We start from the raw sequence: 13133 nt of genomic DNA, 5'->3' as shown, positions 1-13133 counted from the left end.
CTCGTTTTGAAAAAGGGCTATACTTTTTGATTTGTCACCTTGATGTCATTGACATAATAGTATTTCAACAACATGAGGAGAAAAACGTTTATTTTTTCTCCTTTTCTTTCTACTCTTTTTACCTTTAAGTTATAATTTTTCATAGTGTTTCAAAAGGTTTTGTATTTTATCTTGGATAATTTGTTTTAATGAATCAGGCTTAACAGTTTTAACATTATGACTGTATTTCAGAAAATAGTTGGCGATAAATTCCTCTTCACCAGGGTTATAAAATCCTTTAATGACTGTTCTACTACCAATTTCTATATTCATAGAAGGGTAGGGTTCTTTATAAAAAATATCCTTCGCCTGTGCTGAAATCTCAACTTCAAAGTCAGTACTTTTCTCCGATTGATAAATTTCTAATGAACGACTAATAAGGTCATCTATTGAAAAGTGAGAGTCTATATTTTGTTCTTCTATAAAGGTTATTTTATCACATCTAAAAATTCTATACTTATTCGTTTTGAACTCTATTCCTGTAACATACCATTGACCGAACCTGGCAGAAATTTTGAAAAATTGAACATGGTAACTTTTTTGCTCGTTATTTTTCAAATATTGAATCTTACAGGTGTTTTCATTAAGAATACTTTTTAAAATTTTATCTAAAAACTGACTAACATTATGATGTTGATTTACTTCAAATTGCAGAACTTTTTTCATTTGGTGAATGTGCTGTATTTGATTTTTAGACAGACAGTTTTCAAATTTTTCATTTAGTTTAGTAACACTTAAATGGAATGGTGTTGATTGATAAGATTCTAACGTTAGCATTGCAAAGTACAGAGCATACACTTCATCTAACGTAAAGATAATGGGGGATAACAGTCTATTTTTTAAGAGACCATAACGTCCATGCCTGCCATGCTCAGCAAAAATAGGCATACCTAATTGTTCTAATGAACTAATATCACGCAGAGCCGTACTTTTGGAAATATTGTATTTAGACATTAGATCAATTAAATTAAAGTACTCGCGATTATTCAAGTATCTAATCATGTCATTTAATCTTTCTGACTTCTTCATTATTATAACTCCTTAAAGGTTTCATGTTTTGATACCTTTACATCTTAAAATAGGGTCAAGGTAATATCAATTGATAAGATATTTACCTAAAATTATTATTTATAGGGAGATTGATACTATGAGTACAACACTAGAAGTAGCCATTTTTTTATCTATGAACGGAAAAGCAGAAGAAGCGGTCGAATTTTACAAAAAACATTTTAATGCAGAGGAATTGTTACTCGTTACCTATGAAGACATGGCAAAACGCGATAGCTCACTGCAACTTACAGAAGAGAATAAAAATTATATTTCTCACTCCGTCTTATCTATCGGATTAACAAAGGTAATGCTGGCAGAAGATACAATGGATGTTACAGAAAAATATGTAGTGGGGAACAACACTTCGCTGTGTATTCAAAGTGCGGACTTAGAAGAAATCAAACATTTTTATAAGAGCTTGACGGCAGATGAGAGAGTAAAAATCATTGTTCCATTGTCTAATAATGTTTTTAGCAAAGCATACGGTATAATTGAAGATCCTTTTGGTATTCAAATTCAATTAATGTTTGACGATAGATTACATTAACAAATGGTTGGGCAGTAAGAGTCCCTTAGCCAAAAAGTTAGATGGAGATACCTGTATGGAGATAACATCATGATTAACACAATAATCTTTAACTTTTAAGCATAACTATCAGAGGTGAAAAAATGCTGGGTATGGGAGTAATCTATACCCAGCTTATTTATTGCTTATCGTAAAGGATTGAGTCAGTAAAAAGTAGCAAACTTGATAATAATAGGTGGTTGCTGATTCTGGGTTTTTGACTTATAAATGTTGATCTGCACTAACTAATCCGGCTTTGCGCAATTCATTTAGCATCTCATCGTCCTTGTCATCAATATGATTAATTTCCTCAGGCAGATGAGTTAATTCCCAATCCAGTGTTTTTTTCAGGCCTTCCTTAAAAGAGTAAATTTCTCGATAACCTAGTTCCTCTCGAATTCGCTTGGATTCGACGATAATATTTTGTTCTGTACGCAAGGGAATACCTAACTCGTCTGGAAGGTGACCAGATGGAACTTGAATGATTTCACCTTGCCAATTCAATTGATTACCAATAGCTTGAATGAATTCCAACATTGTTCTCGTCTGAAGCTCTGCTATGTTGTATAGGCGTCCTGCTGCACGATCATTCGTAATCGCTAAAGCAATGCCATAAGCGACATCCTCCACATATCCGTGTGACCAAAGCCAATTTGCAAAACCTTCATCCAGTAAAATAAATGGTCGGTCATTATGCAATGGCTTTAATTTGAAAAAATGAAACAGTCTATGCTGCGGATCATTTGGTCCGTAAACCGCGGGCAGACGTACAATAGTTGCTGTAAAATAAGGGTCTTTCATGACTATCTCTTCTAGAGGGATTTTGTCATAACGATTGCACCAATCATCTGGATCCTTGGCTGGATCTTTGTAAGGGTAACGATTGTTTCTAACTGCAGAATCTTCCGAAATCGGTAACGGTTCTAACGGTCCATTGTCAGCTTGTCTGACTACACCATAGGCACGATAAACATCCTGACTACTGATCATCACAAGCCGTTTCGTAATGCCACGGAATGTATGCAATACGGGCTCGATATCTGTTTCAGTGAAGGCAATCATATCTACTACTACGTCGGGAGATAAAGATTGAAATGCCGCCCTATGTTGCTCCAAGTGCATTTTGTCCCCATATATGTGTTTTACGTTAGAAGGCAAGTCGACTTCAGTCTTGCCACGATGAAATAAGGTAATATCATCATAACCCATGGTATGAAGTTTGCGAATCACGTATGGTCCGATAAAATTGGTTCCTCCAATAATAAGAATTTTCATTCTGGACACCTCTACTTTCTATTGTTTGCCACTTATTATAATTTTGATTTCTAAGAGAAGGCAAGGACTAAGAATTGAACACATATTTTAGATATAGGAGAATAATCGAAAAGGAAGACTTTGGTACTAAGACCCTATATTTTCTCTTTATTGGGAAATTGATTACATTAGAAAACTATGGTGAAGAACTGCTCGGGCGCAAGATAAAAGTGATTAGGTTAGCTGAAGTAAAGTCTTGGGTCCTTTCTAATGAAAAAAACCTTGAGGTTAACACTGTGTGAAGCTTTATAATAACTTTAACGGGCAGTATGACTTCCGCCTATAAATCTAACAAAAACAGAGAAGGTAGGTAGGGTGGCCATAAAAGCCTAAGTAGTGAAAACTAATAATCATTGAAATGAAAAAAACACTGAATAAAGTTTCACCATAAAATGAATTACGCCAAGGTGAATATGATTTAGGGGATAGTATATGAGTATTAATTTCTTAGACAATTGATAAGCAAAAACTGGATTGAGAATTGGGGAAAGATGTATATATAATTAATGATGAATTAAAAACTAATTTACAACAATTATTAGTAAAGTGCTTTACAGAAGATCGAGTCTTTTAATAATGGGGGAACATGGTTAATAATAGACGATGAAAACAAACTACTTACTGAATAGGACATGAAAAATTAATGGACTTATGATTAAAGAAGTGAGCTACATAAAATTGGAACATGGCAGGAAAGACTTATTAGGATATCTTTATTTAGCGAATATTTTTGAAGCATAATAATTTTAGCTAATGTAATTGAAGTAATTGTTTTTAAAAAATCACAACTTTTTTTATTATTAAGTGGTAATGTAGTACCCCCATTACATTTTTATTTAAAGGTTTAAGATTAGGGAGATATGTGATTATGAATGAAAGAGAGTTTGATGAAATTTTTGCACTGATGGAAGTATCATTTCCAGAAAGTGAGCGAAGAACTTATGCAGGACAGAAAGGGTTGCTAGCCGAACCCTATTACCGTCTTATTACGGAAACGAATAACAACAACCAAATAGTTGCTTTTTTAGCAGCATGGGAATTTCCTTCGTTTCGGTTTGTAGAACATATTGCTGTCGATCCAATTTTGCGTGGGAGTGGAGTAGGTGGGAAAATGTTGACCGCTTATATGAAAGAGTCAAAAAAGCCCATTCTATTAGAGGTGGAGTATCCTGACACGGAATTGGCTCAGCGAAGAATAGGCTTTTATGAGCGATTAGGTTATCGCCTTAATTCCTTCGAATATGTACAGCCTCCTCTTCACAAGGGACAGGATGATTTACCACTAAAAATTATGAGCTATCCACAACTTTTAACGAACGAGGAGTTTATTTTATATAGAGAAATCTTGTATAGAAATGTATATAAGATAGTAGATTAACGTTGTGCTACCAAGGAGGTGTTTTGCTTGTATAAAATAGGGGAATTTTCGAGAATTAATAAAATATCTCAAAGAATGCTAAGATATTACGATGAGAAAGGTTTATTAAAGCCAGAAAAAGATGAAACGAATGGTTATCGATATTATACGAAAGAGGATATTGCTAAAGCGAATAAGATAAAATTATTGCGTAAATACCATTTCTCCATTGATGAAATAAAAAAAGTCTTGGAAATGGATACCTCAAGACTTAAAGAAAGTTATGAACAAAAGATTGCTGAATTGTACGAAAAAACAATTGAATATTATCAGCTTATTGAGGAGATGAAAACTTATATTGAACCGAAGAAGAAGATAACAAGGGTTAACACCTACGACGTTTTTCGGGGAGTTAGAAAATCATTTCATGCTATATGTATAAGAAAAAATGTTGATGAAAAAGGCTTGGAGTTGTTAATAGATCAACTTCTAATATCCATAAATAAAACGAATCCAATTTTGAGGGGCAAACATTTGGCAATTTTTTATTTAATGGAGGAGGGAGATTATTCGCAGTATGATGTAGAAGTATGCCAACCAATAATAGTAGAAGAGGAAGTAAAGGATACTAGAATAAAGTTTTTTGAGGAAGAAAATTATATCTATACAATACATATAGGTAATTATGACAGTATCAGTTATGCATATAGTGCCTTATATGATTGGGCAAATTTAAATGGATATCGTTTAGATGGACCATTTATTGAAATATATTATACAGATGCATTTATTACACTAGATAGAGCTGAATATGTCACAGAAGTTAGTATTGCTATAAAAAAACGCTAATTTGAAGAAGAGCCTTTGCATAGGGGTGTCGATCTGTTCGGAATGCAAACAGAGAGGAGCACAGTTTGCTATATACTTTAAAGATTTTTTTAATCTGATTATAGATATCACAAGTGTGCAATGTCTGTAAAGAGGGGAGAGTGTCATGCTTTAAGAATGCGCCATTATTGGTAAAAGGTCGGTTGGGTTGAATACTGCCTTTATATTTGGAAGATAATGGCGAGATGATTTATTGGAGCTGGTCATCCATTATTACCGTTTGTAGGAATATAGACCAAAATAATTATTATTATCATAAAATATGACTCTAAATTGGAAAAGTAAGATATGAATAGTCATGATTTAAGCGCAAAGAAATTAATATAAGGGAGTTTTTCACTATGAACCAAAAAAGTATTTTTACATCTACTGTGTCGCTCATGTTGTCATCTTCATTAATTTTAACAGCATGTTCCCCTTCTTCAGACAAAAAAACACAGGAGGATACAAATTCAAAGCCGATTGTTCAAAATTCTGAACAAAGTCACTCTTCTTCTAATTCAACGGAAAATGTAAATCAAAAGCCAAAAGGTACTGTGAATAGTACATACAATCCAACAACAGATGCTGCGATTAAACAATTATTTAATAAAATATCGATAGATCAACCCGGTTATGCTTATATTGCGAGCTTCGACGATGGGGCAACTTATAAAGGGGCGGTTGGTTTGGAATCGGTAGAGAAAAACCTGCCGATTACGACAAAAACGATTTTTAATATTGCTTCAGTCTCTAAACAATTCACAGCATTCTCCATTTTGCTATTGGAACAAGAGGGAAAACTGAGTCTAGACGATTCAATAATAAAGTACGTACCTTCCCTTGGTGCATATGCTGAACCTGTGACTTTGAGACATTTAATTCATCATACGGGTGGTTTAACAGATTATATGGAACTAGCTGTAAAAGAAGGGTTTTCAGATAAGGAAAAATTAACTGCTGAACAATCGCTAGAACATCTTGGAAATCATCAAATGGCAGATTTTCCGGTCGGAACAAAATTTGAGTATAGTAACACAGGATATTTTTTATTATCTTTAGTAGTTGAAAAAGTGAGTGGAAAATCTCTTCGCGAATTTTCGAAGGAGCGCATTTTTGAACCTTTAAATATGAATGACACAACAATCGTAGATAGCTATCCTACCAATATTCCAGTTGCTCGTGGGTATTTTAAGACTGAGCAAGGGGAATATGAAATTTATGAAAGTCCTTGGGAACATACTGGTGATGGAGCGGTTCATACAAATGTTGAGGACTTAGCAAAATGGGGACAAAACTTCACTACAGGTATTGTTGGTGGGAAGGAACTTGTAAAAAGAATGGGAGAGGTAGGACCAAAAACTACTCCAACTGGTGAGAACATTATTGATAATGAAGACTATGCTTTTGGCTTGTCTATTGGTGAAGATTTTAATAGTCATTACTTAGAGCATTCAGGAGGTTGGGCTGGATACCAATCGCAACTTATCCGTTTCTCAGGGGAGCGATTGACTATAGTGGTACTAAGTAATTATGAAGAATCTGAACCTTTAATATATGCTAATAAAATAGCAGAAATTGTTTTGGGAAAAAGTAATGATTGATTATTATACTTTTTTGAAGAATTCAGCGGACTGAGCATTGAAATTTTCTTAATCTGAAAATAGAAATTACTTCAATTCTTTGATACATGGGTAATGTATGTTGTATTACAAATATAACATGAATTATACAGAGAGGGGGGTGGATTCCTTTGATTATTCATTTAGAGTTTGAGTCTAAAACACCAATTTATATACAGCTTATCCATTGTATTATTGCGGGTATTGCAAAGTAGGAGCTTGTTCCAGGTGAACGATTACCATCTGTTCGTTCATTAGCAGCAGATATAGGAATCAATTTACACGGTGAACAAAGCGTATAAAGAGCTAGAACAAAAAGGATTTATTTTAAATCATCGTCAAAAAGGAGTTGTGGTTAATCCAGAGGGAGTTCCAAAGGCAGATGTATCTTTTCAGGAAGAAATGAAAGAACTTTTTCTCTTTTATAGTTTCTAGATTACAAATGGGCTGTTACATATATTGTGCCTGAAAACTTTCTTGATGAATTCACGCTATTAATAGTTAATAGAAAGAAAGACAAACAAGGAGTTTTGTCTTTTTTGAAAGCTTGAATCTGCCCCAACAGAAGAAGGTCTTATTTAATTTAGTAATTATGAGGAGGTCGGTAATAGAATCATGAGGTTTATTGAAATGTTACTAATTGTTTTCAATATTTTTTTTAGGATGGTTAATTTTCGCTAAAAACAAATCGCAGCGTCAGTTGCTTATTGGTTTTGGTATTTCCACCATCATTACATTGATGCATGGGGTTATTGAAGGTGTGCGTTGGCAAATGATTCCTGCCTATACGATGACAGTAGTCCCACTAGTAATTCTCGCCATCAGATTGAAATCCAAGCCTAAAGAGAGAGTAGCTAACAAGACCTCTACAAAGCTGATTACATTATCAGCGCTATCTGTGATTTATTCATCCATAGCAGTGGCTCTACCAATTATATTTCCAGTGTTCGCCTTTGAGAAGCCCACAGGTCCGTACAAAATTGGTACAGTTACCTATGATTGGCTGGATAGTCAGCGAGAAGAAACGCTGACACTCGAATCTGGCGACAAACGAGAGTTAATGGTACAAATCTGGTATCCTGCAGATGCAACGGTTAAAGGTGAGTCAGTTAAGTACCATTCTGATGGAGATGTATTTGCCGAGGCGTACAGTAAAGTGATGGATTTACCCAAACTTTTATTTACAACTTTGGGCTATGTCAAAACAAATGCCATTGAAAATGCGATGATATCCAATCAGGAATCCTCTTATCCTATACTTATTTTCTCACATGGTTTTAATGGACATAAAAATCAGAACATTTTTCAGATCGAACAATTAGTCAGTCATGGATATATTGTTGTAAGTATAGATCACACCTACAGTAGTGTAGTTTCTATTTTTTCAGATGGACGAGTAGCTAATTTTGTACCGCAAGATTCGGGATTAGTCACTTATTGGGATGAAGCTAATGAAGTTTGGGTAGAAGATGTAAAATTTGTACTGAGCCAAGTGAAAAAGTTGGCTAAAGCTGATCCAGACCATCGTTTTACGGCCCGTATTGATATGCAAAATATAGGCATGTTTGGTCATTCATTTGGTGGAGCAACAGCTACTCAGATGTTAATGAGGGATTCTAGAATTAAAGCAGCTATTAATATGGATGGTTTTCCATATGGTAAACGTCCAGTTACGGCAGCAGGGTTGAAGAAACCCTTTATGCTGATGAGTGCTGATGAAAGTAATGCTAATGAGGACTTTAGCGGACTTATAGAGTCCATTTTATCGAAGAATCAAGATGCTGCACTTCATAAAAATTATTGGCTTCAAATTAAAAATATGACACATATGGGTTTTACCGATTTTTACCTTTTTTTACCGTTATATGAAAAGATGGATGGAGTCAATATACGAAATGCTCACCACCTTATTAACGATTACTCACTAGATTTCTTCAATCACCATTTAAAAAAACAGCCATTTAAGTTATTAGAGCAAACCATTGGTGATTACCCAGAATATACTTTACAAACAAATTGATGAAAAATAGATATCCTAGAGCGCTTTACGGTATGTTCAACTGTTCAAAGCAGCTTATAAATACAGATGGATTTATGGACTTAGAATACAGCATAACGTATTGCACTGTTAGGGACGTTCGGTTGCAAACTACTTATAACCGACCAGAAAGTATTCTCTTTCAGTTAATTGCTTTGAATTAGCATATAATTTAGATTTGTAAAATTATATGGTTTTAGCTGAAAAGGAGGTTAGATAAGGAAGGGCGTGGTAAAAAACAGCAAAAATTATTTGGAAAAAGTGTAAAAAGAAATAATGATTATCTCTATGATAATACCTTTGTCTTTTCTGAGAAAGTGAGCTACTAACTATTCAAAAGGAGATTACATTAAATGAATATAACCCTTACCGATGTGGATAAGAATAATTATGAGGAAATTTGTGACCTATCTGTAGCTGAAAACCAGTATGATTATGTAGCAGAAAATATGTGGTCACTCGTTGAGTCAAAATTTAACCCATCTTATCAAACACGAGCAATTTGTTTAGAAGGTAAGCCTGTTGGATTTTTCATGTGGGTACCTGAAACAAAACAACGAATTTCAATTTGGCGATTTATGGTGGATCAAAATTATCAAAACAAAGGTATCGGGCGCAAAGCTTTGCTTCTAGCCCTTGATGAAATTAAACAAACAGATGGATTAGAAGAGATTGAAATCTGTTACGATTCAAATAATCCTGTAGCTAAAGACTTTTACGGAAGCTTCGGTTTCGTTGAAGCCGGCATGGATCCAGAGGGTCAAGATGTATTAGCTATTATAAAAATTTAGTTTCCTACCTATATAGGTGGGGGAATTAGAAAAGTTGTTAGACAAAGGAAATAGAGAATTTTTTCTCTACTTCCTTTTCTTTTTTATATCTTTTGAAAACCTCTTTTCGAATGGGTGTTTTTGCTTTGGTATAGGGGCAAATACTCCGCTAAAACTGAGGTTGAAAGCCATTGAAATGAAATCAAATAGACTTTGATTTGATCCTTGAGCTTGACACTGTGTGAAGCAATATAATGTAACCATACCCTAAGAACCAAGATATCAATATGAATATGATTGATTTTTTTATAGCTCCTACTGATGATGTGTGGTCAAGGGATAATGGTCCGATTTTTGTTTATGAACAACATAAGAATTTAAAAATTTGGGGGCCGAAATTTAATGGCTGGGGAGAGAAAACTCCTTTTGCAGAAGATGCTTTGATGAGTGAACGCATCAGTTGGGAATTAACCATTGGAAGAATTGTTATGGATGAATTTGTTATTGAAGGCGGAGCGATGGAGCTGGACGGAAACGGTACCTTTTTATCAACGAGAAGCTCTGTCGTCAACAAAAACAGAAATCCTGATTTATCTGAAGCGGAAATTAAAAAATATCTCAGTAGTCTTAACGTGACAAATTTTATTTGGTTAGACGGAGTCCCTGGTACAGATATTACTGATTTTCATATTGATGGATTTAATTTTTACCCAATCGATTTCATGTTTCTAGAAAAGGAGATTCACACTTATGAATCATAAAGAATTAAAAAAGATTGCAGCTGCAGTTACTTCACCTACAGAATTAAATGATTTTGTTCAGTATGGAAGTGTTGGTGCAGCCATTGAAACTGTAGATAGTAATATTTATACAGGAATTAGTATAGATACAGCTTGTTCCATGGGTTTTTGTGCGGAGCATGCAGCTGTTGCAGACATGTTAAAAAATGGCGAATATCAAATAAAGGCCTTTGTAGCAGTTGATTCGGAAGGAAATGCTGTTCCACCATGCGGACGGTGCCGGGAGTTAATCAGTCAGCTTTCAAAAGAAAACTTAGAGGCTGTTGTAGAAGTCGAAAATGACACGTTTGTTTTATTAAAAGAGATTTTGCCATATGACTGGAAAACCAATCGAGGAAGGGATTGGTAACTGGTTACTAAGTATTTATAAATATATTAATACAGAAAAAGGAAAGGTATAAATTCCCGATAGATACGGACCTCCAAGATTATCTTGAGCATATGGAACATCATATTCACAACCAAATCTTAATTGAAATTAAAGACTTATAATTCAAGCAAAGGGCGGAATTGTGGAATAACACTTAGATTATAGACGACTTTTTGTTATTGCGTATTTAAGCAATAACATCTTTGAATTTAAATTTTTAATTATTTAAAACGAGTGGAAGCGATAAAGGAGGCCGTGGAGTAGATCATTATGGGGAATCTTGATAAATTAACTAACGGAAATAATGTTGAAACAAATTAAATGATTATTTTATTGGTACACACACTTTATTTGAAAGTGGAGATAATTATGTTTTAATCACTTCTTTTTGAGAAGTTCAATCATATAATTAGAATGGATTGTCTACCTTTTTACAATTTAAAAATATGTATTCACTCAAGGTTATGTAGTTAAGATTTATAATCTGAAACAGAGCCTCGTCCCTCTTCAATCCACTTTTCAGTTTGTTACGCCCTTGCTCGTTTAGACATAAAATACACTGTCGGATGATCATATCAAACAGGGGAAAACCGTAATCTTTTTTCAACATGAGGGCATAAATATTGAAACAACTTAAATTCAGTGCTATTATGGATGTGTAAAGTCTTTTATTGGAGTGAATAATAGTAATGAAATATTCTAAGGCTACCAATTATGCACTACACACAATGCTTTTTCTTGCGAAGGAAACACCAAATAAACCAATGGGTGTCCAACAATTAGCTGAGATGCAAAATGTTTCTCCCACCTATTTATCTAAAATATTAACTAAGTTAGTAAAAGAGGGAATGATTAACTCCATATCGGGTGCTAATGGTGGATATACACTTCGTCACAATTGGGAAGCTATTTCATTTTTAGATATTATACATGCAATTGAAGGCAAATCTTCGTTGTTTGATTGTTGTTTATATAACGATCCTAATTGTGTAATAAAAGAAGTGATGCTTTCTGCAGAGGAAAAACTGGAGAATGAGTTAAGAAACAGAAAAATATCAGATCTTGTGAAAAAATAGTCGTGGATTTATAATCCACCATTATTTTTAAAATAATTAGGGATATGAAGAGTCCTTTAAGTCTGATTTAAAATCCTAACAACCCTATCTATTTCTTACTTTAAACAACTTTCGAGTGGTCATAGCTTAGAATCATTCTGTTTTTAAACTTTAATTTAAGCTAGAATGCATGTTGTAATGCTGAAATTGGCATTTTAACGAAGCAACATGTACTCTAAACAACTTATGGAGGAGATTCACACGGATGGAATTATTTGATTGTGCAGTTATAGGTGCAGGTGGCGCTGGTTTAAATGCAAGTTTGATTTTAGGGAGGTCCCGTAAAAAAGTCGCTTTATTTGATAATGGAACAAATCGGAATCGTGTGACGCAGGAATCACATGGGTTTCTAACACGTGATGGGATTAAACCAGCAGAGTTTAAAGAAATAGCTTTGAAAGATGTGAAAAAATATCCTTCAGTTCATTTTTATCAAAACACAGTTATGAATATAACAAAGCAATCTAACGGATTGTTTAAAATTGAGACGTTGGAAGAGGTAGAGATTGTTGCAGAGAGAATTATATTAGCAACAGGTGTTCAAGAGGGATTCCAAACGATTCCTGATATTAAAAATTATTATGGGAAAAGTTTATTTAGCTGCCCAACTTGTGATGGATGGGAATTAAGAGATCAACCCCTAATTATTATTTCAGAAAATGAAGAACATACTCTTTTTAAAGGGAAGCTTATTTATAACTGGTCAAAGGATTTAGTAATAGCGACAAATGGTTATGAAGTTTCTGCTCCGACATTGAATGAACTACAAAGAAAAAATATAACTGTTATTACTGAACCTATTCAAAGCTTAAATGGTGAGGACGGTTATTTAAACAAAGTAGTGTTTAGTTCAGGACTTGAAATCGAAAGAGTTGGAGGATTCATTGTACCTAATTTTGTGCGATCAAATCAATTTGCAGAGCAGCTGGGTTGTCAATTAAATGAAAATGGTAGCATTGTGACAGATGAGGCAGGGCGAACGTCGCAGGAAAATATTTATGCAGCGGGGGAGACAGCAAAATTAGGTCAATCTTCGTTAATAGTTGCTGCTGCAGAAGGATACAAAGCCGCGATGGCAGTTGTTTTCGATAGTACAATTTAAAAAATTTTAACAAAATTATCGATATTAAGGGTCCTTAATGTGTACTGGAAGGGGTGATAGTAGGTTTAAGTAAATAATACTAAAAGCATATCATATTTTTAAGATTTTTATTTCCATGAAGGAG

General features: G+C 34.2%; 11 protein-coding genes and 2 pseudogenes. 11 read left to right on the top strand and 2 right to left on the bottom strand.

What is annotated here, in order from left to right; all coding sequences use genetic code 11:
- Positions 1-129: 129 nt before the first annotated feature.
- Positions 130-1068 (bottom strand): helix-turn-helix transcriptional regulator, encoded by a 939-nt coding sequence (locus AC3WOM_RS02525; protein WP_492444757.1) that lies wholly within the window; start codon positions 1066-1068, stop codon positions 130-132.
- A gap of 118 nt (positions 1069-1186) precedes the next feature.
- On the opposite strand from AC3WOM_RS02525, the gene AC3WOM_RS02520 reads away from it, so the two are divergent.
- Positions 1187-1636: a VOC family protein gene (locus AC3WOM_RS02520; protein WP_492444755.1), complete on the top strand. Its 450-nt coding sequence runs from the start codon at positions 1187-1189 to the stop codon at positions 1634-1636.
- Between the two features lie 240 nt (positions 1637-1876).
- Here AC3WOM_RS02520 and AC3WOM_RS02515 read toward each other — a convergent pair whose 3' ends face one another.
- A complete protein-coding gene (locus tag AC3WOM_RS02515; RefSeq protein ID WP_492444778.1) occupies positions 1877-2929 on the bottom strand; it encodes an NAD-dependent epimerase/dehydratase family protein in 1053 nt (350 codons plus the stop codon).
- A 907-nt stretch (positions 2930-3836) separates the two neighbouring features.
- Between AC3WOM_RS02515 and AC3WOM_RS02510 the strand changes: the two genes are divergently transcribed.
- From AC3WOM_RS02510 to AC3WOM_RS02465, 10 genes and pseudogenes are all read left to right on the top strand, one after another.
- A complete protein-coding gene (locus AC3WOM_RS02510) occupies positions 3837-4346 on the top strand; it encodes a GNAT family N-acetyltransferase (RefSeq protein ID WP_492444753.1) in 510 nt (169 codons plus the stop codon).
- Positions 4347-4373: 27 nt separating this feature from the next.
- Positions 4374-5174 carry a MerR family transcriptional regulator gene (locus AC3WOM_RS02505; RefSeq protein ID WP_492444752.1) on the top strand — a complete coding sequence of 267 codons (801 nt, stop codon included), beginning with the start codon at positions 4374-4376 and terminating at the stop codon, positions 5172-5174.
- A gap of 575 nt (positions 5175-5749) precedes the next feature.
- Positions 5750-6796, top strand: a complete 1047-nt coding sequence (locus AC3WOM_RS02500; protein WP_492444776.1) for a serine hydrolase domain-containing protein — start codon at positions 5750-5752, stop codon at positions 6794-6796.
- Positions 6797-6945: 149 nt separating this feature from the next.
- Positions 6946-7207, top strand: a pseudogene (locus AC3WOM_RS02495) (GntR family transcriptional regulator); the annotation flags it as partial.
- Positions 7208-7454: 247 nt separating this feature from the next.
- Entirely contained in the window at positions 7455-8834 is a 1380-nt protein-coding gene (locus AC3WOM_RS02490; protein ID WP_492444750.1) for an alpha/beta hydrolase family protein, read from the top strand.
- 371 nt (positions 8835-9205) lie between these two features.
- Positions 9206-9643 (top strand): GNAT family N-acetyltransferase, encoded by a 438-nt coding sequence (locus AC3WOM_RS02485; RefSeq protein WP_427539008.1) that lies wholly within the window; start codon positions 9206-9208, stop codon positions 9641-9643.
- A gap of 251 nt (positions 9644-9894) precedes the next feature.
- Positions 9895-10323, top strand: a pseudogene (locus tag AC3WOM_RS02480) (agmatine deiminase family protein); the annotation flags it as partial.
- A 49-nt stretch (positions 10324-10372) separates the two neighbouring features.
- Positions 10373-10771 carry a cytidine deaminase family protein gene (locus tag AC3WOM_RS02475; protein WP_492444749.1) on the top strand — a complete coding sequence of 133 codons (399 nt, stop codon included), beginning with the start codon at positions 10373-10375 and terminating at the stop codon, positions 10769-10771.
- 710 nt (positions 10772-11481) lie between these two features.
- Complete coding sequence (locus AC3WOM_RS02470) at positions 11482-11868, top strand: Rrf2 family transcriptional regulator (protein ID WP_427539003.1); 387 nt, start codon at positions 11482-11484, stop codon at positions 11866-11868.
- A 244-nt stretch (positions 11869-12112) separates the two neighbouring features.
- Positions 12113-13009 carry an NAD(P)/FAD-dependent oxidoreductase gene (locus AC3WOM_RS02465; protein WP_492444747.1) on the top strand — a complete coding sequence of 299 codons (897 nt, stop codon included), beginning with the start codon at positions 12113-12115 and terminating at the stop codon, positions 13007-13009.
- Positions 13010-13133 lie beyond the last annotated feature (124 nt).

This window comes from Lysinibacillus sp. FW301-JW8 (assembly GCF_058788755.1).
This window is presented reverse-complemented; position numbering and strand designations above follow the sequence as displayed.